Below are 20,312 nucleotides of genomic sequence, written 5' to 3'. Positions count from 1 at the left end.
CGAAGGCGATCAGCCGCCGAGCGCGGCGCTGACCACCGCCCGAGCCTCCTCCTGCACGCGGGCGAGGTGGTCGGGGCCCAGCAGCGACTCGGCGTAGAGCTTGTAGACGTCCTCCGTGCCGGAGGGGCGCGCAGCGAACCAGGCGTGCTCGGTCTGCACCTTGAGGCCGCCGATGGCCGCGCCGTTGCCGGGCGCGTGCGAGAGCTTGGCCGTGATCGGCTCGCCGGCGAGCTCGGTGGCCGTGACGGAATCCGGCGACAGCTTGCCGAGCGTGGCCTTCTGCTCCGGGGTCGCCGGAGCGTCCACGCGCTGATAGGCGGAGGCGCCGAACGCCTCCTCGAGCTCGCGATAGCGCTCGGACGGGGTCTTGCCGGTGACGGCGATGATCTCCGCGGCCAGCAGGCAGAGCAGGATGCCGTCCTTGTCCGTCGACCACACGGATCCGTCCTTACGCAGGAACGACGCCCCGGCCGACTCCTCGCCGCCGAACGCGACCGAGCCGTCGAGCAGTCCGGGCACGAACCACTTGAACCCGACGGGCACCTCGAGCAGGCGCCGGCCCAGCGACTCGGCGACCCGGTCGATGATCATCGACGACACCAGCGTCTTGCCGATCGCGGCGTCGCGGCCCCAGCCCGCGCGGTGCGAGAACAGGTAGTCGATCGCGACGGCGAGGTAGTGGTTCGGGTTCATCAGGCCCGCGTCAGGGGTGACGATGCCGTGCCGGTCGGCGTCGGCGTCGTTGCCCGTGAGCACGTCGTAGTCGCCCTTCTTCGCGACCAGCGACGCCATCGCGGACGGGGAGGACGGATCCATTCGGATCTTCTCATCCCAGTCCAGCGTCATGAAGCGCCAGGTCGGGTCGACCTCGGGATTCACGACCGTGAGGTCGAGGCCGTGCATCTCGCCGATGAGGGCCCAGTACTCGACCGAGGCGCCGCCGAGCGGATCCGCGCCGATCCGGATGCCCGCCTTCTTGATCGCCTCGACGTCGATGATCGAGGGCAGGTCGCGCACGTACGCCTCGCGGAAGTCGTAGGTGCCGAGGCCGTCGGCGTCGATGTCGGCGAAGCGGGTGCGCTGCACGCCCTCCAGGCCGGCCTCGATGAGCTCGTTCGCGCGGTTCGCGATCCAGCCGGTCGCGTCGGTGTCCGCGGGGCCGCCGTGCGGGGGGTTGTACTTGAAGCCGCCGTCGCGGGGCGGGTTGTGCGACGGGGTGACCACGATGCCGTCGGCGCGGCCGGGCTCGTCGTCCGCGCGGTCGCGGTTGTAGGTGAGGATCGCGTGACTGAGCGCCGGCGTGGGCACCCAGGCGTCGCGGGAGTCGACGAGCACGTCGACGCCGTTCGCGACGAGCACCTCGATCGCGCTGCGTTCGGCCGGGCGGCTGAGAGCGTGCGTGTCGCGGCCGAGGAACAGCGGGCCCGTGATGCCCTGCGCGGTGCGGTAGTCGACGATCGCCTGGGTCGTGGCGAGGATGTGCTGCTCGTTGAAGCTGCCGCTCAGCGACGAGCCGCGATGCCCGCTCGTGCCGAACACCACTCTTTCGGTGGAGATCTTCGGATCCGGGATCCGGTCGTAGTAGGCGGCGATCAGCTCGTCGACGTCGATCAGGTCGCTTTCCTCCGCGGGGAGGCCGGCACGGCTCGTCATGCAGACAGTCTGCCCCGCGGAGCCGCGGAACGCATCATCGTTTCGATATGGAACCTCAGGTCACGAAGGCGGGGGCGTCCGGTGCCCCGGACTAGGCTGAACGCCGTGACCGAAGCCGCCCCCGCCCGCCGTACCTACAGTTACCTCGGCCCCGCGGGGACGTTCACCGAAGCCGCGCTGGAGCAGGTGCCCGAAGCGCGCGGACACGACTGGCGACCAGTGCACAACGTGGGCGAGGCGCTCGCCGACGTGCTCGAGGGACGCAGCGATGCCGCCATGATCGCGATCGAGAACTCGGTGGAGGGCGGGGTCACCACGACCCTGGACGCCCTGGCGACGCTGCCCGGCCTGCGGATCGTCGGCGAATACCTGGTGAAGGTCGACTTCGTGCTGGTCGCTGCTCCCGGGACGCGGATCGAGGACGTCACGGTCATCGCCGCGCATCCCGTCGCCTACGCCCAGTGCTACGGCTGGCTCGGCGAGCACATCCCCACGCACCAGCACGTGCCCGCCGCGAGCAACGTCGCCTCGGCACTGGGGATCCTGGATGGCTCTCTTCCGGCCGACGCCGCCATCGCGGCCCCCGGCATCGTGGCGCACCACGAGCTCGAGCTCCTCGCCGACAGCATCGGCGACAACGACAACGCCGTCACGCGCTTCGTGCTGGTCGCGCGCACGGTGGCGCCGGCCCCGCCGACCGGTGCGGACAAGACCTCGCTCATCGTCGAGCTGCCCGAGGACCACGCCGGTGCGCTGCTCGAACTGCTCGAGCAGTTCTCCACCCGCGGCATCAACCTGTCGCTGCTGCAGTCCCGGCCCATCGGCGACGAGCTGGGCAGGTACCGCTTCGTGCTCGACGCGGACGGCCACATCCAGGACGAGCGCATGGCCGATGCCCTGCTCGGCATCCGCCGGTTCAGCCCGCGCGTGGTCTACCTCGGCTCCTACCCCCGCGCCGACCGCCGCATCGTGCAGTACCCCGAGCGCTACGCGGACGACGTGTTCGTCGAGGCCCGGGACTGGATCCGCGGGCTGATCGCGGGGGAGCCCGAGGCGTAAGCCCGAGCCCGAGGCGCAGACCCGAGCCCGAGGCGCAGACTCGAGCCCGAGGCGTAGGGATCCGGTGAGATCCGTCCGTCGCGTGGATGATCCGCGCGACCCTCTTTCCGCTCACTGGTCGCAGATTGCGGTCTAGAGCGGGATCTGACCGCAATCTGCGACCAGTGAGCGGGCCAGGCTGGACTTCTTCTGTTCGGGTCGCACTTCTCCCGTTCACGTCGCACTGCCCCGGCTCGGGTCGCACTTCCCCGGTTCAGGTCGCACTTTCTGCGGTAACGGATCGTGTTTTGGAGCCGTTTCTGCGACCTGAACGGGAGTGGACGGCACGACGAACGGATCCGGATCCGGATCGGGCGGCAGAGCCAGACGAGAGAGAAGAAGGAGCGTCGCCTCAGCCCGCGAGCAGCTCCAGGGTCTGCGCCCGGCCGGGCGTGCGGTCGGGGTCCTCGGCGGCGAAGGATCCGGCGACGGGGGAGACCATGACCTCGTCCACGCCGTGCTTCGCGGCGAACGCCTCGAGTTCTGCGCGCACGGTCGCGCCGTCGCCGACGAACCAGTTCGCGAGTGCGGCGGCGTGGATCTGCTCCTCCTGCGGATCGGGGTTCGCGGCGAGGGCCGCGCGCGCCTGCTCCACGGTCTCGAGCGCGGTGAGCGGGCGGTTCAGGCGCAGCCGCGCCATCATGCGCAGCTGCGGGATCGCCCGGTCCGATGCCTCCTCGGCGGTGGGCGCCGCCACGACGTTCGCGGTGAGGAAGGTGCGCGGTGCGGGGTGCGCCTCCGAGGGGCGGAAGCCCTCGCGGTAGAGCGAGAGGGCGCGGTCCAGCCCCTGACCGGAGAAGTGGTTGGCGAACACGTACGGCAGGCCGAGCGAGGCGGCCAGCTGGGCGGAGTAATCGCTCGACCCGAGCAACCACACCTCAGGGGCGCCGGTGGCCGCCGGCGTGGAGCGCACCGCGTACTCCCCGCCCGAGGTGAACTGCACCGTGGCGCCGTCGGGCTGCAGCATGAGCGCGATGTCCTGCACGTGCTCGGGGAAGCGCTCGACGTCGCCGGCGGTGCCCGAGGCGCGCAGAAGCTGCGTGATGACGGGGTCGCTGCCGGGGGCGCGGCCGATACCGAGGTCGATGCGGCCGGGGGCGATCGCCTCGAGCGCGGCGAACTGCTCCGCGACGATGAGCGGCGCGTGGTTCGGCAGCATGACGCCGCCGGATCCGACCCGGATGCGCTGCGTGCGCGCGGCGGCGGCGGCGATCAGCACGGGCGGGGCGGTGGAGGCGACGGCCGGCATGTTGTGGTGCTCGGCGAACCAGTACCGCCGATAGCCGAGGTCGTCGGCGCGCGCGGCGAGGGCGAGCGACGCCGACACCGCCTGGGCGCTGGTCTGCCCGGTGCGCACCGGGACGAGGTCGAGGACGGAGAGCGCGAGAGAAGACATCGCTTCGGACAACGCGAGCGGGCGCCGGGGCATTCCGGATCCGGTTCCGTTCGGCATCGGATCGGCTCGGTTGTGTCCCGTTCTCAGGATGGATTCTGCCGTTCGGCCGATTGCAGGCGAGTTCGGGGCCCGAAACGCCCATTGATCCTGAATTCGGAACGTCCGCTGTCCGCGCCCGGCGCACAATTCAGGCCGCATTCGGCGACCGGAGTCCCGGCAACCCGAAAGACGGGGCCGGCAGCCGGTCCAGCCTGAGTTGTGCAGTCGGCGGGATCCCCCTCGGCTTCACTGCGCCGCCCACCGTCCACGGCGCCGAGCGGGGTCGGCCTCGCCCTTGACTGCTTCGCACTTGGCCTCGTCCCCGCGCATTCCGGATCCGGATCGATCGGACGGCGGATCCGCGCCGCCCTTGACCGCCTCCCGGCAGAGCGCCCGTTGACCGCCTCCCGGCCAAGCGCCCCTTGACCACGCATCCGCACCGGCGTAGGCCGGAGGCATGCACGGGTTCGCGGATCGCGCCGAGGCCGGCCGGCGGCTCGGCGCGCTGCTGGCGGTCGATGCTGCCCGGGATCCGGTCGTGCTCGGCCTGCCTCGCGGCGGGGTTCCGGTGGCGGCCGAGGTGGCTCGGACGCTCGGGGCTCCGCTCGACGTGATCGTGGTGCGCAAGGTCGGGGTGCCGTGGCAGCCCGAGCTCGCGATGGGTGCGGTCGGCGAGGAAGGCGCCGCGGTCCGCAACGCCGACGTGGTGCGCGCAGCCGGAGTGGACGAGCAGACCCTGCGTGCAGCGGAGCGCCGGGAACGCGCCGAGGTGGAGCGCCGGGCGGCGCTGTTCCGCAGCGGGCGTGCGCCCGAGCCGCTCGCCGGGCGCACCGCGGTCATCGTCGATGACGGCATCGCCACGGGCGCGACCGTGCGCGCCGCATGCGCGATCGCACGAGCCAGGGGCGCCGCGAGGGTCGTGGTGGCGGTGCCGGTCGCTCCGCCGGAGGTGCTCGCCGACCTGCGGGCCGGGCCGGATCCGGATGCCGACGAGGTGGTCTGCCTCGAGGCGCCCGCCGGCTTCATGGCGGTCGGCATGCACTACGTCGACTTCCGGCAGACGCCCGACGAGGAGGTCATCCGCCTGCTCGCCGCCGCACGGTGAAGACCCGGTTCCGCCCCGACAGCCACGCGACAGAGGCGCGACAGCGGCGCACCGCTACCCTGGCGGCATGGACGCCGAGATCTTCTATGTGCTGGTCGGATCCGTCATCGTCGCGGCGGTCGCGCGCTGGCGCGGCTGGCCTGCTCCGCTGCTCGTCACGGTGGTGGCGCTCGCCGTGTCCTTCATCCCGGCGGTGCCCAACCTCCGCATCGATGGGCACGTGCTGCTCACGCTCGTGCTGCCGCCGCTGCTGTACTCGGCGTCGCTCGACGTGTCGTTCGTGAGCTTCCGCCGCAGCATGCCGCAGATCCGCCGGCTCGGTATCGGCCTGGTCGTCGTCACGACCGCCGCCGTCGGGCTCGTGGCGTGGCTGCTGATGCCGTCGCTGACTCTGCCGGGCGCCCTGCTGCTCGGTGCGATCGTGGCGCCGCCCGACGCGGTCTCGGCCGCGGCGATCGGCCGCAAACTGGGTCTGCCGCGGCGGGTGATGACGGTGCTGTCGGGGGAGAGCCTCATCAACGACGCCACCTCGCTGACGCTGTACCGGGTGTTCGCCGCGATCGTCGCCGGCGCGACACTCACGGTCTGGGACGGCATCTGGCAGTTCGCCGTCGCGGTCGTCGTCGGCGTCGCGCTCGGCGTCGTCGCCGGTCTCGGCATGCATCAGCTGCGGATGCGCATCTCGGATCCCGTGGTCATCGGCACGTTCGGACTGCTCGCGCCGTTCGGCGTGTACGCGATCACGGAGCACCTGGGCGGATCCGGTGTCCTCGGCGTCGTCGCGATGGGCCTGGTGGTCGGCTTCAACGCGCCCCGCACGAGCTACGCGACGCGCATGCAGGAGGCGCCGATCTGGCTGTCGGCCGACTTCCTGCTGGAATCCTTCGTGTTCGCGTACATCGGGCTGCAGCTGCCGCCCGTGATCGGCGAGCTCGGCGCGACGCATGTCGGAGGCGTGCTCTGGCTCGCGGCGGCGGTGTTCGTGGTGGTGCTACTGGTGCGGCCGCTGTTCGTGTATCCGGCGTCGGCGTGGGGCGCGTTCTGGTCGCGGCTGCGGCTGCGCCAGTTCGAGAAGAGCCTGGCGTCGGGACAGTTCCAGAAACGGGTCGACGCCGTCGCCGAGAAGCAGCGGCGGCGGGGCTGGACCGGTCGCAACCCGAGCGAGGACGAGCTGCGCGAGCGCTTCCGGGAGTCGCAGCTGAGCTGGCGCGACAACGCCGTGATCTCGTGGGCGGGGATGCGCGGCGTGGTCACCCTGGCGACCGCGCTCGCCGCGGCGGACCTCGCCGGGCTCGACACGGCGGCGGCGCACGCGATCGTGGTCGTCGCGTTCCTGGTGACGGTGGGCACGTTGCTGCTGCAGGGGCTGACCCTGCCGCTGCTGATCGGGGCGCTCGGCGTCGCCGACGTCACCGATGAAGAGGAGGAGGACCGCCGTCAGCTCGCGCAGGTGCGCTCCCGCACGAGGGAGGTGGGCAAGGTCTTCCTCGATGAGAAGCGCGCGGCGTGGGAGCAGAAGCACGGTGCGGCGTCGCTGGGCTGGTTCGACCGCTTCGCGCAGCGGTTCACCCGCGTGGAGCGGGACACCGAGAAGGGCCAGCGCGACGAGGATGCCATGCCGCGTCCGAGCCGCGACGAACTCATCGGTCTGTCGAAGGGCTGGCTGCAGGTGCGTCGCGACGTGCTCATCTCCGAGCGCGATGCCGGCACGCTGAACGAAGAGGTCATGCGCGAGCTCATCACGGCCATGGACGCGGAGGAGCTCGCGCTGGACACCCGGATGGCGACGGCTCCCGTCGAGCGCTGACGCCGGATCCTGACGCGAACGAGGGAGGCCCCGGGATCGACCGATCCAGGGGCCTCCCTCGTTCGCAGCCGGTCAGGCCATGGCGGCGACCCGCTCGAACGGGGTTCCCGAGCGGGTCAGCGACAGGCGGACGTGCCAGCGCGAGCTGTAACTGCGGTCCGGCAGCTGATCCAGCAGGTCGCGGTCCGCGATGCCGAGGCCGTCGTGCACGGCCTCGCGCCGCAGGTCGTCCTTCGACGCCGGGTACTCCATGCCGGCGAGGAACCGGTCGAGTGTCGAGGGCAGCATCATCTTCTCCTCTCGGATCCGGCCTGGCTCAGGCGTCGATCTGCTCGCGGCGCTCGGGCGAGTCCACCGCGATCCGACGCGGCTTGGCGCGCTCGCTCACCGGGATGATGATCGAGAGCACTCCGCTGTCGTAGGACGCGCTGATGCGGTCGATGTCGACGCCGTCGCCGAGGGCGAACTGGCGCAGGAACGATCCGGACTCGCGCTCGCGGGCGAACCAGCGGACGCCGTCCTGCGAGCCCATGCTCCGCTCGGCGCGGATGGAGAGCTGGCCGCCGTCCACGTCGACGTCGATCGAGCCAGGGTCGATGCCGGGCAGGTCGGCGTGCAGCACGTAACGGTCGCCGTCGCGGTAGAGGTCCACGGGCATGCGCCGAGGCGCACGCGGGGAGTCGAACACGCTTGCGGCGAAGCGATCGAGCTGGCTGAGAGGATCGAAACTGAGGGTCATGTCTTACTCCTTTCCAATGGCCCGTTCGGGCGTGGTGTCGATGCAGCATCTGCATCTCGTGGTGTAGATTTTTTATAGATCAAAGTCAGGAAAGTTGCAAGTACGAGGAGTGCACGTATGGCAGGACGCGATTCGGCGACGCCGGTGTACGGCATCGCCGTGGCTGCGCAGCTGGCGGACATGAACGCGGCGAGTCTGCGCCTGCTGGAGCAGAAGGGCCTGCTGACCCCGGCGCGCAGCGAAGGTGGAACCCGCCGGTACAGCGACGACGACGTCGCGCGGCTGCAGCGGGTCGCGCTCCTGCGGGACGAGGGCATGAACATCGCGGGGATCGGGCGTGTGCTCGCGCTGGAGGACGAGAACGAGGGGCTTCGCGACGAGCTCGAGGCGGAGCGCGCGGAGAGCTCGGAGCTGCGTCGCCGCGAGGCTCATCGCCGTGGGAAGCCAGATCCAGCCTGAGGCCCAGCCTCTCAGAGGACGGGTCGCGTGCTGAAGGTGGTCTCTCGCGAGCAGTAGCGCCGGCCGTACGCGACGAGGCCCCCGGATCCCGAAGGTTCCGAGGGCCTCGTATGCGATGAGGTCAGCGCGCGGATCCGACCGCGGCCTCGTCGGCGGCGGACTCGACCGACTCGGGCGCCTCGTCATCGACGTCCTCGGCGAACGGCAGGCCGCCCCGCGGAGCGTTGTAGAGGTCGAGGTCGAGGATGCCCTCGCGCTTGGCGACGATCGTCGGGACCAGGGCCTGGCCGGCCACGTTGACCGCCGTGCGGCCCATGTCGAGGATCGGGTCGATCGCGAGCAGCAGGCCGACGCCCTCGAGCGGCAGGCCCAGAGTCGACAGCGTGAGCGTCAGCATGACGATGGCGCCGGTGGTGCCCGCGGTCGCCGCGGATCCGACCACGGAGACGATGGCGATCAGCAGGTATTGCGTGATGCTCAGGTCGATGTGGAAGAACTGGGCGACGAAGATCGCGGCGAGGGCCGGGTAGATCGCGGCGCAGCCGTCCATCTTGGTGGTGGCGCCGAGCGGCACGGCGAACGAGGCGTAGCCGCGGGGCACACCCAGGTTGCGCTCGGTCACGCGCTCGGTGAGGGGGAGCGTGCCGATCGAGCTGCGGCTCACGAACGCCAGCTGCACCGCCGGCCACACACCGGAGAAGTACTGCTTGATCGAGAGGCCGTGCGTCTTCACCAGGATCGGGTAGACGACGAAAAGCACGAGCCCGAGGCCGATGTAGATGGCGCCCGTGAACCAGGCGAGCGAGGTCAGCTTGTCCCAGCCGTAGTTGATCACGGCGGATCCGATGAGGCCGAAGGTGCCGATCGGGGCGATGCGGATGATCCACCACAGCACGCGCTGGATGACCTTGAGCAGCGACTCCGTGAAGGCGAGGAACGGCTCTGCCTTGCGGCCGGCCTTGAGGGCGGCGATGCCGACCGCCACCGCGACGACGATGACCTGCAGGATGTTGAAGCTCACGCCGGAGACGAACGTGCCCTCCGCCGGGCCGGTGGTGGTGTTCACCGCGAGGCCGAGGAAGTTCTGCGGGATCAGGCCGAGGAGGAAGTTCCACCAGGTGCCGACCGTGGGTGGGGCGCCCTTGGCCAGGTCGGTGCCGGCGTGCGCGCCGGGCTGGATGGTGATGCCGAGCACGATGCCGATCGATACCGCGATGAACGCCGTGATCGCGAACCACAGCAGCGTCTGCCCGGCCAGGCGCGCGGCGTTCTGCACCCGGCGCAGGTTGGAGATGCTCGCGACGATCGCGGTGAAGATGAGAGGGACCACGGCCGCGCGCAGCAGCGTGACGTACGAGCCGCCGATCTTGTCGAGCGTGTCGGACAGCACGGTGTGGGTGTCGTGCGTCGCACCGAGCTGGCGGCCGATGAGGCCCGCCGCGATGCCGAGCACGAGCGCGGCGATGATCTGGAAGCCGAACGAGGTCAGCAGCTTGCGGACGGGACCGCGCGTGTCCGGCGCCTTGGGGCGCCGTGCCGCGGGGGTGGTTGTACTCATGGGGACTCCAAGTCGGTGCGCTGGGGTGCGCCGAAGCGATCGGCGCGATTCGCGCCGGGACGGTGGGCGCCGTGGCGCCGGATGTCTTCAACGCTATGAGTCCGCTGGTATTCCAAGCCCGGGTGTGACGAACGATGACACGTTCGGTCGCTGAGCCTGTCGAAGTGCCGGCTCGCGGCCCCGGTCCCTGAGCTTGTCGAAACGCCGCGCCCTCCCGGGCTCACCGGGATCCGGTCTCTGAGCGTGTCGAGGGGCCGGATCCCCGGAGGCTCCTCCCGGTGATCACCCCGCGCTGACGATGCTCTCCGCAGCCATCCACGCGTAGCCGTCGGGGTCGGTGAAGGTCCCGTCCGCGACGACCGCGAGCCGGTGGGATCCGCTGCCGCTCGGGTCGATGCCGACCTGCTTCGCGAGGGAGCCGCGCTTGTAGAGGGCGAGCTTGACGGCGCCCGAGTCGAACTCGACGTAGGAGGGGAAGCTCTTCGCGACGGTCAGGCCCTGCTCCTGGTAGAAGCGCTTGCTGGCCTTGACGCTGTCGACGCCGAGCAGCAGCACGAGCCGCTCGACCTCGCCGGTGGCGGGCGCGGTGGCGGTCTTGTTCGCGCTCGCGATCTGCCACGCGGTGCCGTCAGGCGCGAGGAACGAGCCGCCGTAGCCCCACAGGCTCTTGGCGACCGGCTTGATGACCTTGGCGCCGGCGGCCAGCGCCCGCTCGACGGCTGCGTCGACATCGCCCGGCTGAACGAAGATGAGCGACGGAGCGAAGCCGCGGAACCCGGCGCTCGGCTCGGAGGTGGCGCGGACGGCGACGTGCTCCGGCAGTCCCAGGGCGTCGCGGTAGAAGGCCTCGGCCGCCTGCACGGCGTCGGAGCTGGTCTCGATGATGATGCGCTGAATGTTCATGCTTCGAGTCTCGGATCCGGCGCCGCAGGCCGCTTCTCGATTCCTGCTCGATGCGAGCGCAACAGCCGAGGCAGTGGCGACTTCGGGGCCGTTGAGCGAGGACGCGCGCAGCGCGACCGAGACGAAACGCCGCACCCCCGCATCCGAGGTAAGTGTCGTCGTCAGCTCAGCCGTCGCCGGCGGTCCGTCGCCCGCGTCGGGAACATCTCGGCCGTGACGTCCTCGAGGAAGTAGCCCGTCGGAGTCTTCAGCGTCTCGGCGATGCGCACCAGCGTCTGCACGTTCGGCAGCGCCCGCCCGGCCTCGTATGCCCGCAGGTTCGACGAATCGATGTCGCTGTACGCCGCGAGCTGGTCCTGCGTCATCGTCGACGACTCCCGCGCGGTGCGAATGCGAGCCCCGATATGGGCGGCAGCAGCGGACGGGACTCGGGGCACCTCTCAAGCGTCGGGATTGTCCGTGACTTGTGCCAGGGTTAACGCACCCGGGTACTAGTACCGACCTGGGATTCAACGAATCCGGGAGCGGCGATGGGTGAGGAGCAGCTGGTCAAGTCACGGCAACGCGTTGCGGATCACGGCGAGGTGTTCACGCCTCGATGGCTGGTCGATGACATGCTCAGCCTCGTCGCGGCAGAGACTGAGCGCATTGACTCGCGGTTCCTCGAGCCGGCGTGTGGATCGGGAAACTTCTTGGTGCCCGTGCTCGAGAGCAAGCTTGCGGCCGTTCACACGCGTCACGGCCGAAGCGACTTCGAGAAGAGGCACTATGCGCTCTTCGCGCTGATGTGCATCTACGGCATCGAACTGCTGGCCGACAACGCTGCAGAGTGCCGAGACAATTTGCAGGGTACTTTCGCCCGGTATCTGAAGCTCGGCCAAGGTGACGAGTGGACTCGCGCTGCATCTGTCGTTCTCGAAGCCAACATCATCCAGGGTGACGCTCTCGCGATGACCGCAGCAACCGGCGAGCCGATCGTATTCCCGGAGTGGGGGTATCTCGGCAAGGGGAAGTTCCAGCGTCGCGACTTTCTCTTCGACAACCTCACGCAACGGGCTTCCGCGTCGGAGGGGCTGTTCACACATTTCGAAGAGCACGAGATCTTCACGCCTGTGCGGACCTACCCGGCGATGACAGTGAAGGATCTCGCCGCATGACCGGGCAGGCAGCCTTCGCCCTCCGCGGCCATAACCCCGACGTCCTCACTTGCATCGCGAACCTGTCAAACGACGAGGTCTTCACTCCGCCCGAGTTTGCGAACCAGATGCTCGACACGCTGGAGCGCGCGTGGGCTGAGTCGAACGATGGCGCGTCGATCTGGGCGGATCCAAACGTCACCTTCCTTGACCCGTTCACCAAGTCGGGCGTCTTCCTGCGTGAGATCACGCGCAGGCTGACGGATGGCCTCGCGTCGCAGATGCCCGATCTCGAGGACCGTGTAGACCACATCCTCACCAAGCAGGTCTTTGGTATCGGGATCACGAGGCTCACCTCCCTGCTCGCTAGACGCAGCGTTTATTGCTCGAAGGATGCGACTGGTCAGCACTCGATCGCAACGAGCTTCGACCGCGACTGGGGCAACATCTGGTTCGAAAGGACCGAGCACACCTGGGTCGGGCGCAAGAAGGAGCGCCGTGCCCACCCGCTGACGAGTGACGAGCAGCTCATCGAGCTGGCGGGTACGGGCCGATGCGAGTTCTGCGGGGCTTCAGAGGCGGAGTATGGCCGCGACCCCGAGCTCGAGTCTCATGCCTATGCGCTCATCCACACATACGACATCAAAGCTCGCGTCGCCGAGCTGTTCGGAGCCGACATGCAGTTCGACGTCATCATCGGAAACCCGCCCTACCAGATGCGGGAAGACAACAGTGGTGAGGGAAATAGTGCATCCCCCATTTATCAGAAGTTCGTACTCGCGGGCCAGTCACTGGACCCCGCGTATCTGATGATGGTGACTCCGACAAGATGGGTTGCCGGCGGCAAGGGACTGGATGAGTACCGTGCGGCGATGCTGAGCGACCGTCGTATCCGTTCGTTGGTGGACTATGCGGATCCATCAGAAGTGTTCGCGGGCGTCACCATTCGCGGCGGAGTTTCGTACTTCCTGTGGGATCGCTCCTATCGCGGCACCTGTCGGGTGACCACCGTCAAGGGTGGCGAGACCGTCACGGCTGATCGCACGCTCGACGAATTCGACGTGTTTGTTCGGGATCCGCGCGCGGCCGCAATCCTGCGACGGGTCCTCGCGGTCAACGCACAGTCATTCTCAAATTTGGTTTCGGCGAGGAACCCGTTCGGGTTGGGGACGAATTTCTACCAGGTCAAGGAGATTGAAGGTCGCGGAGACCTAACCCTTCACTACATCCGTCAGAGGAAGCGAGCCGTTGGATTCGTCGACTCCACCGCGCCGACGAAGAATCGCGCCGCTCTGCGATCGTGGAAGGCGTTCCTCCCCAAGGCGGGCACAGACGGCAGCGCGACGCCAGACTCAGTCTTGACACAGCCAATCATCGCCGGCCCGTCATCCGTCTGCACGGACTCATTCCTTTTTGTGGAGGCGGCGTCGGAAGGCGCAGCGCGAAGCATCGCGTCCTATTACGCGACGAGACTCTTCCGGTTTCTTGTCTCTCTCCGCAAGATCACCCAAGACGCCAGCCGAGAGACTTACCGGTGGGTCCCAGTTCAAGTTTGGGATCGCATCTGGACCGACGAGGAACTTTACGCGAGGTACGAGCTGACCGCTGATGAGATCGCATTCATTGAGTCTCAGGTGAGGCCGATGGGAGTCGATATCGATCGGTACACCGATGATTAAGCCCGAGTCGGAGCTCCTCCCGCCGAAGCCCGAGTCCCGCCTCCGCATCTACGCCTACTCGATTGCCGACGATGCACACGTTCGTCTCCTCAAAGTCGGCCAGACGACGCAAGACGTGAAGACTCGTGTGGCTCAGCAGGTCAAGACCGCGGCGATCCAGAACTACGAGATCGTGCTCGACGAGCCGGCGGATCGTCAGGACGGATCGACGTTCAGCGACCACGACGTACGTGCACGGCTCAAGCAGAAGGGGTTTTCGAACCCGACGCTCGAGTGGATGGAATGCTCCGTCGACGATGTCCTCACGGCGGTCGCCGAGCTTCGGGCAGGGCAATCGTTCAGCGGCACGCACCACGCCGCGTTCCCGATGCGGGCCGAGCAGCAGGCGGCGGTCGACAAGACCTACGGCTACTACCAGTCCAGGTGGGCCGAGGACTCCGACGCGGTTCCTGAATTCCTCTGGAACGCGAAGATGCGGTTCGGCAAGACGTTCACGACCTACCAGCTCGCCAAGAAACTCAAAGCGAAGCGCATCCTCGTCGTCACGTTCAAGCCGGCTGTTGAGGACGCGTGGGACACGGATCTCAAGAACCACATCGATTTCGACGGCTGGCAGTACATCTCGAAGGCGACCGGCGGCGACCCGGCATCCGTGGACCCTGACCACCCGCTCGTCTTCTTCGGGTCCTTCCAGGACTTGATGGGGCGTGATGCCGCAGGCAACTTCAAAGCCAAGCACAAATGGCTGACAGAGCTGAGCTGGGATCTGGTCGTGTTTGACGAGTACCACTTCGGCGCTTGGCGCGATGCCGCCAAGGAGCTGTTCGAGGGCGAGGAAGACGCCAAGAAGGAAGAGGCGCTCGAGTTCTCCGCCGCTGAGCACACCTTTGTCGAGGAGCGCGAGGAACAGGGGCTCGACGAGGATGCATTCGTCCCGATCAAGGCGAACGCCTACCTCTACTTGTCGGGAACCCCGTTCAAGGTTCTCAACGAAGGTCGCTTCATCGAGGAGCAGATCTTCAACTGGACCTACACCGACGAGCAGCGTGCGAAGGCCGAGTTCGCCCAACAGCCCCCGGGCCTTCCGAATCCCTATGCGTCGCTGCCAGAGATGCGACTGCTCACGTACCAAATGCCCGACGAGCTGCTCGCGATCGCTAGCCAAGGAGAGTTCGACGAGTTCGACTTGAATGCCTTCTTCGAGGCGAAGGGCGCTGGCGCTACTGCGGAGTTCCTACACAAGGACGACGTGCAGAAGTGGCTCGACATCATCCGTGGGAACTATGCGCCTACGCAGGTTGATGCGCTGAAGGTCGGGCAGCGTCCGCCCTTCCCGTACTCCGACACGCGGTTGCTTCCGTATCTGCAGCATTCCCTGTGGATGCTCCCGCGGACCGCTTCGTGTGCCGCTATGGCGAATCTCCTCGCCGAACCGCAGAACGTGTTCTGGCATGACTACACGGTCATCAACGTGTCTGCACCGGGCGTCGGCGTCGGGCTCGCTGCGCTGCCACCGGTGCGTGAAGCGATAGGCAACGGCCATGACACGAAGACGATCACGCTCACCGTCGGCAAACTCACTACGGGCGTCACCGTACCCCAGTGGTCATCGATCCTCATGCTCCGCAACCTCCAGGCGCCGGAGACGTACTTCCAGGCCGCGTTCCGGGTTCAGTCGCCCTGGACCATCCGCAACCCCGACGGGGACGACCCATCCCGCGAGGAGATCCTCAAACCCGTCTGCTTCGTCTTCGACTTCGCGCCGACCAGGGCGCTGCGCCAGATCTGCGAGTACGGACGCGGGCTGGCGCCGGAGAACCCGAACCCCGAGCGTGCGGTCGAGGAGCTCGTCTCGTTCTTGCCGGTGCTCGCATATGACGGTTCTCACATGACTCAGGTCGATGCGGCCGGCATCCTCGACATCGCGATGTCGGGAACCTCCGCGACTCTTCTGGCGCGCAAGTGGGAGTCGGCTGTCCTCGTGAACGTCGACAATCTCACATTGAAGAAGATCATGGATTCCGAGGCGGCGATGAAGGCCGTGATGAACATCGAGGGGTTCCGAGCCCTCGGTGCCTCGGTGTTCGAGACGGTGGTCAACAAGAGCGAGGCGGTTTCCAAGACCAAGAAGGAGAAGGGTGACGACATCACTCCTTCGGAGAAGAAGGAACTCACTGCCGAAGAGAGGGAGTACAAGTCCAAGCGGAAGCAGATCCAGGAGAAGCTGATCAAGTTCGCCACGCGGATACCTGCGTTCATGTATCTCACCGACTTCCGCGAGAACACGCTCTACGACGTCATCACGAAGATCGAGCCGGATCTTTTCCAAGCTGTGACTGGACTCACTGTTGATGACTTCAATCTGCTCGTCAGCCTTGGGGTCTTCAACGCTGGCCACATGAACCAGGCGGTCTTCGCGTTCCGTCGTTACGAGGATGCGTCGCTGTCGTACACCGGTATCGAGTCCCACGAGGGGCTTCGCCACTACGGGCTCTATGACACGGTGGTGGCTGTCGAAGGGTAGAACATGGCGATAGCTCGAAGTTGGCGTGACAGTGGGTGGCTCTATGAGGCGCCATATTCGGCAACCGACGTGATGGAGGCGATCGGTCGGCTCAGCGCGCACAGTACGAGCCATCGATTCGCGTGGCGTGGGCTTTCCAGCGCCGACCACTTGATGACGTCCTCGTTGCATCGGCTTCTGGAGCGCGAGGAGGTGACAATCACTGAGGACGCGCTTCGCGCTCGTGAACAGACGATTCTTCGGGAAGCGCGCCGCTGGGGGCTCGGGGTCGAGGGAGGTCAGATGGTGGATGATCTGCAACTGCTTGCCGATCTCCAGCATTTCGGGGTGCCGACGCGACTGATCGACGTTACAAGTAACCCCATGACTGCGCTCTGGTTCGCCACTAGAGATTCCCGTTCTACCCATGCAGCGCGGTCTGGGCTCTTGGTCGGAATCAACATGTCCTGGTATCGAGAGGAGTCGCAGGGTGAGGGCAGGCCTCAAACGGTGTTCAAGACCGTCGGGGCGCCACCCGCGACCCGGGGTGCACTGAACGGCGGGCTCGGGCATCGGTTGGTGACGGGATTGGCGCTCGACACGTCGTTTGTGGTGAGTTCGAGCGTCCCCAACGTGCGTCTCCTTGCCCAGGAAGGCTACTTTCTGGCGAGTGTCCACCCGGAGCCGCCCAGTGGGCCGATGGTGAGTCTGAAGATGGAAGTACCGCGGGGGGATCCGGCAGTTACACACGACCTCTTCGCCAATGCGAGGGCTCGGGGCAACCCACGCAAGCTTCCGTTCATCGCGATCCTGATTCCCTCCCGGGCGAAAAAGCAGTTGCGTACGTACCTCAAGAACACGTATAGCAGAACGGCGAAACGCCTGTTCCCGGACTTCGCTGGCTTCCATGATCATGGCGACTGGCAGGGATAGTGCTGACGTGGGTGCCTTGCGGCATCGCTCGACTTCAGAACATCTTCTGAAGTATCATGGATCTCATGACGGCGACCATTCCACGTCGCTCGTTCCAGTCATCCGAGCTCTCTCGCCAGCCCGCGCCGTTGTTCGAAGCGGCTGAGAACGCCCCGATCGAAGTCACCCGCCGGGACGGCGAAGCGCTCGTGTTGATGACTCGGGCCGAGGCGGACGCACGCGATTCCCTGCTGCAGTTCGCGGCGCAGCTGATCACAGCGACCCTTGGTGAGGAGGGATCCCTCGCCGAGCGTCTTGCGGATCGTTTCGATTGGATGCTTGCGCTGTCTCCTGGCGATCGTGAGGCGTGCGCGCGCGATCTCATTCGAGCCGCACGTGCGTCGTTCGCCACCGGCCAGGCGCACCTTGTCGCGGCCGAAGCCGCATCCTGGCGATCCACCGCAACGGCCCTTGCTGCCGGACTCGGCGGTGAGTCCCTCAGCTGGTACGACACCCCGCAGGCAGTCGGGCGCCCCTGACGCATGGCCAAGAAATCCCGCGCCGAGCGCCCAACCAAGAGCACCGAATTCGAGATCGTGTTCGCAACGCGGGAGGCCGAGCGCGGCTGGCAGGATGTGCGCGCAACGCAGCGAAACGCGTTGGCGGATGCATGGGATGCTCTCTCACGCCATCCTCTGGACCGGACGCCGACCATGCATCCGTTGCGTGGCGAACTCGGCGTGATCGTCCATGCCGGAGCAAGTCACGAGCGCTGGCAGTATGAACTCACCGGAGGCGCCCGGATCTGGTACTTCGTCGAGGAGCGAAGCGTCTATCTCGAGCAGGTGCACACCAGACACCCGAATCAGACGAAGTAGCGTAGGCCTCTCGTCTCGCGGTTCAATGGCCGGTCCGCGAACTACGGGAACAGCTGATCCAGCGTCGCCCAGTCGCTTGCGTCGAGCGCCGCAGTCGCAGCGGCCTGGGCGGCGGGGGAGACGTGCCCGGAGAGCGACCGGGCCCAGAGCGCCCGAGCGGTGTCCAGATCGTGCGTGCGCACGGCGGCGCCCATTTCGTAGATCGTGCTGTTGTAGTCGACGGTGTTGGTCACATTCGGGATCGCATCGAACGGCGTGTAGGGGTCGATCCAGGGAATCGTCGGATCCGGGCGGAGGATCAGCTGCGCACCGGGTTGAATCGCGACGCCGAGGACATGATCGAAGACTCTGACGGACCCGTACTCGATGCACAGCCGCTGCTCGATCGAGATCAGGTTGTCGTTCGGAGCGACGATGTAGGAGTAGATGCCCTGCGCGTTGCTGATCACCTCGCCGCGCGCACCTGGTCTTGTGCCGCGGTCCGTCAGTGCGTCCGCCTTCACGAGCGTCGGAACCATGTCGGCTTTGTCTTGACCGCTGAGGCTGATGGATGCCTCCGCCAGGCAGTCTCCGGATCCGGAGTCCGTGCTCTGCGAGGGCGACGGCGAAGGATCGGGCGCGAGGGTCCGATGAGTGGCGGTCACCGCACTCGCGGCCGGGTAGCCGATGCCCCCGAGCGCTGCGAACGCGGGATAGGCGAGCACGACCAGGCCTGCGACGATGGCGGCGGCCACGACGCCGGTGGCGACCTTGGCTGCGCGGCTCACGAGGACCAAAATACTGCGGCCCCGGGCCTGCGCGCCAGAGGATTCGGAGTCGTGATTGATGGGCAGATCCCAGGATCCGGACGGTGGATAAATCTTCGAATGTCGGTGGTCGCTGAGATCATTGGATATGGCTTCCTTTGATGCGATCGCGGCGCTGATCCCGACCCTCCGGGGCCGGTTCGGCGCGGGCGCGAGCATCGAAGATGCCCAGTCCGTGATCATCGGGCTGGGCGATGCGGAACTGGTGACCGCGTTCGGGGAGACAGCGGAGCTGGGAGTGCTGATCGAGCAGCTGCAGGCAATCGAGGCGGGCGTGCTCCATGCCCGGTCGTCGTGGCGGGCGGGGCATGAGGGTCTGGCGCAGCGGCTGGGGCATCGGTCGGCGGCGTCGCTGATGCAGCAGCTCGGCGGGATGAGTAAGGCGGAGGCGTCCCGGCAGGTGCGGGTGGGGGAGGCGCTCCTCGATGAAGGGACGGATCCGGAGCCGGACTCGGCGGAGGAACCGGAGCCCTCGGCTGGCGATCCGGGGCCCGAGGACTCGGCGGACTTGGGGCCGGAGGACGCCGGGGAGAGCGCAGCGCCCCAGCCCGAGCCGGATCCCGTGCTGCCCTGGTTCGAGCCGTTGCGGGCGGCGCTACGGGCGGGCCGGTTGACGTCGGCGCAGTTCGACGCAATCCGTCGCGGGCTGGGTGAGCCTCCCATCGGGGCTGAGGAGGCGTGGTCGAGCGCTGCCGGGCAGTTGGTGAACGAGGCGGCGCGGCGCACGGTGGAGGAGCTGCTCGCACACGCGCGATGCGTACGGGACCTACTGGATCCGGTCGGGGCCGAGGGGCGAGCACGGGCGCGGTACGAGCGGCGGGCGTTCCGTACCTGGCTAGATCCGGAGGGCATGAGGCGCGGCAGCATGGTGTTCGACGATGAAGGCGGTGCGTTCTTCGACACGATCTTCGCCGCCGCGCTGCGTCCGCGCCGAGGCGGGCCCCGTTTCGTCGACGCGGACGAGCAAGAAGCGGCGGCAGATCTGACGGCCGACCCGCGCACCAACGATCAACTCGCGTACGACCTGCTCCTCGATGTCGTGCGCGCCGGCGTTCTCGCCGACGCGCCCGCGGTGTTCGGCGCTCGCCAGGCCGGGCTGCGGATCGTCCAGACCATCGACGCCACCGGTGTGTTCGGCCGCATCGCCGTCACCGAGGACGGGCTCACCGTCGTTTCCGCCGCTGTCGCGGAGCGGCGGCTGTGCGAGGCCGGCGCGGTGACCGTAACCGTCGATTCGTGCGGCAATCCGCTCGACGTCGGCCGGGAGCAACGGCTGTTCACGCCGAAGCAGCGGATCGGGCTCGCGGTGCGCGACGGCGGCTGTCGATGGCCCGGGTGTGACCGTCCTGCGTCGTACTGCGAGGCGCACCACATCGACGAATGGCATCGCGACCACGGCCGCACCGACATCGACCGAGGGATCCTGCTGTGCCGGTTCCACCATGGGGAACTGCACCACGAAGGCTCGCGGATCAGCCGTGAGGGGACGGGGGACTTCGTCCTGCGCAGGACCGATGGATCGGCGACGATCCTCGCTCGGCGGTTGCCGCTCCGCTACCTGTGGGGCGACGTGGATCCACCTCCGAAACGGTTCCGCCCCGCCGCCTGACCGAACCCGCGAAAGGTCCTCCGTCGGGCGGG

At 67.6% G+C, this 20,312-nt stretch carries 19 protein-coding genes; 11 read left to right on the top strand and 8 right to left on the bottom strand.

The features are described 5' to 3' along the window. Positions 1-9: 9 nt before the first annotated feature. On the bottom strand, positions 10-1,653 hold the full coding sequence (pgm, locus tag ACTJI8_RS14700) for a phosphoglucomutase (alpha-D-glucose-1,6-bisphosphate-dependent) (RefSeq protein ID WP_440734165.1): 1,644 nt from the start codon (positions 1,651-1,653) through the stop codon (positions 10-12). A gap of 96 nt (positions 1,654-1,749) precedes the next feature. On the opposite strand from pgm, the gene pheA reads away from it, so the two are divergent. Further along, complete coding sequence (pheA, locus tag ACTJI8_RS14695) at positions 1,750-2,712, top strand: prephenate dehydratase (protein ID WP_440734424.1); 963 nt, start codon at positions 1,750-1,752, stop codon at positions 2,710-2,712. Positions 2,713-3,103: 391 nt separating this feature from the next. Here the strand turns inward: pheA and ACTJI8_RS14690 are convergent, their stop codons facing one another. Next, positions 3,104-4,147, bottom strand: coding sequence for an LLM class flavin-dependent oxidoreductase (locus tag ACTJI8_RS14690; protein WP_440734164.1), 1,044 nt, complete (start codon positions 4,145-4,147; stop codon positions 3,104-3,106). Positions 4,148-4,643: 496 nt separating this feature from the next. On the opposite strand from ACTJI8_RS14690, the gene ACTJI8_RS14685 reads away from it, so the two are divergent. Then, entirely contained in the window at positions 4,644-5,291 is a 648-nt protein-coding gene (locus tag ACTJI8_RS14685; protein ID WP_440734163.1) for a phosphoribosyltransferase, read from the top strand. Between the two features lie 67 nt (positions 5,292-5,358). Beyond that, positions 5,359-7,098 (top strand): cation:proton antiporter, encoded by a 1,740-nt coding sequence (locus tag ACTJI8_RS14680; RefSeq protein WP_440734162.1) that lies wholly within the window; start codon positions 5,359-5,361, stop codon positions 7,096-7,098. Between the two features lie 72 nt (positions 7,099-7,170). Here ACTJI8_RS14680 and ACTJI8_RS14675 read toward each other — a convergent pair whose 3' ends face one another. Continuing rightward, the gene (locus ACTJI8_RS14675; RefSeq protein ID WP_440734161.1) at positions 7,171-7,386 is read right to left on the bottom strand and encodes a DUF2795 domain-containing protein; all 216 of its coding nucleotides are present in this window, start codon (positions 7,384-7,386) and stop codon (positions 7,171-7,173) included. Positions 7,387-7,414: 28 nt separating this feature from the next. Beyond that, entirely contained in the window at positions 7,415-7,837 is a 423-nt protein-coding gene (locus tag ACTJI8_RS14670) for an Hsp20/alpha crystallin family protein (RefSeq protein ID WP_440734160.1), read from the bottom strand. A 117-nt stretch (positions 7,838-7,954) separates the two neighbouring features. Between ACTJI8_RS14670 and ACTJI8_RS14665 the strand changes: the two genes are divergently transcribed. Next, positions 7,955-8,296 carry a MerR family transcriptional regulator gene (locus ACTJI8_RS14665; protein ID WP_440734159.1) on the top strand — a complete coding sequence of 114 codons (342 nt, stop codon included), beginning with the start codon at positions 7,955-7,957 and terminating at the stop codon, positions 8,294-8,296. 121 nt (positions 8,297-8,417) lie between these two features. Here ACTJI8_RS14665 and ACTJI8_RS14660 read toward each other — a convergent pair whose 3' ends face one another. The 3 genes from ACTJI8_RS14660 to ACTJI8_RS14650 all read right to left on the bottom strand — a co-directional run bounded on the left by ACTJI8_RS14660 (position 8,418) and on the right by ACTJI8_RS14650 (position 11,194). After that, on the bottom strand, positions 8,418-9,854 hold the full coding sequence (locus ACTJI8_RS14660; protein ID WP_440734158.1) for a dicarboxylate/amino acid:cation symporter: 1,437 nt from the start codon (positions 9,852-9,854) through the stop codon (positions 8,418-8,420). A gap of 282 nt (positions 9,855-10,136) precedes the next feature. Next, the gene (locus tag ACTJI8_RS14655; protein WP_440734157.1) at positions 10,137-10,757 is read right to left on the bottom strand and encodes a VOC family protein; all 621 of its coding nucleotides are present in this window, start codon (positions 10,755-10,757) and stop codon (positions 10,137-10,139) included. Positions 10,758-10,918: 161 nt separating this feature from the next. After that, the gene (locus tag ACTJI8_RS14650) at positions 10,919-11,194 is read right to left on the bottom strand and encodes a helix-turn-helix domain-containing protein (RefSeq protein ID WP_440734156.1); all 276 of its coding nucleotides are present in this window, start codon (positions 11,192-11,194) and stop codon (positions 10,919-10,921) included. 93 nt (positions 11,195-11,287) lie between these two features. On the opposite strand from ACTJI8_RS14650, the gene ACTJI8_RS14645 reads away from it, so the two are divergent. From ACTJI8_RS14645 to ACTJI8_RS14620, 6 genes are all read left to right on the top strand, one after another. Beyond that, a complete protein-coding gene (locus tag ACTJI8_RS14645; protein WP_440734155.1) occupies positions 11,288-11,914 on the top strand; it encodes an N-6 DNA methylase in 627 nt (208 codons plus the stop codon). Beyond that, positions 11,911-13,572: an Eco57I restriction-modification methylase domain-containing protein gene (locus tag ACTJI8_RS14640; protein ID WP_440734154.1), complete on the top strand. Its 1,662-nt coding sequence runs from the start codon at positions 11,911-11,913 to the stop codon at positions 13,570-13,572. Before ACTJI8_RS14645 ends, ACTJI8_RS14640 begins: the two co-directional genes overlap by 4 nt. Next, on the top strand, positions 13,565-16,096 hold the full coding sequence (locus tag ACTJI8_RS14635; RefSeq protein WP_440734153.1) for a GIY-YIG nuclease family protein: 2,532 nt from the start codon (positions 13,565-13,567) through the stop codon (positions 16,094-16,096). Before ACTJI8_RS14640 ends, ACTJI8_RS14635 begins: the two co-directional genes overlap by 8 nt. A gap of 72 nt (positions 16,097-16,168) precedes the next feature. Then, complete coding sequence (locus tag ACTJI8_RS14630) at positions 16,169-17,008, top strand: FRG domain-containing protein (RefSeq protein WP_440734423.1); 840 nt, start codon at positions 16,169-16,171, stop codon at positions 17,006-17,008. Positions 17,009-17,073: 65 nt separating this feature from the next. After that, positions 17,074-17,526 carry a prevent-host-death protein gene (locus ACTJI8_RS14625; RefSeq protein ID WP_440734152.1) on the top strand — a complete coding sequence of 151 codons (453 nt, stop codon included), beginning with the start codon at positions 17,074-17,076 and terminating at the stop codon, positions 17,524-17,526. A gap of 3 nt (positions 17,527-17,529) precedes the next feature. Then, positions 17,530-17,865, top strand: a complete 336-nt coding sequence (locus tag ACTJI8_RS14620) for a hypothetical protein (RefSeq protein ID WP_440734151.1) — start codon at positions 17,530-17,532, stop codon at positions 17,863-17,865. A 41-nt stretch (positions 17,866-17,906) separates the two neighbouring features. On the opposite strand, the gene ACTJI8_RS14615 is transcribed toward ACTJI8_RS14620, so the two are convergent. Beyond that, positions 17,907-18,632, bottom strand: coding sequence for a hypothetical protein (locus tag ACTJI8_RS14615; RefSeq protein ID WP_440734150.1), 726 nt, complete (start codon positions 18,630-18,632; stop codon positions 17,907-17,909). Between the two features lie 127 nt (positions 18,633-18,759). Between ACTJI8_RS14615 and ACTJI8_RS14610 the strand changes: the two genes are divergently transcribed. Further along, entirely contained in the window at positions 18,760-20,280 is a 1,521-nt protein-coding gene (locus ACTJI8_RS14610) for a DUF222 domain-containing protein (RefSeq protein WP_440734149.1), read from the top strand. The last annotated feature ends 32 nt before the right edge of the window (positions 20,281-20,312 follow it).

The sequence above is a fragment of the Microbacterium sp. 22303 genome, from assembly GCF_052045265.1.
GTDB lineage: Bacteria > Actinomycetota > Actinomycetes > Actinomycetales > Microbacteriaceae > Microbacterium.
The sequence above is the reverse complement of the archived record's forward strand: the minus strand, read 5'-3'. Positions and strand labels throughout refer to the sequence as shown.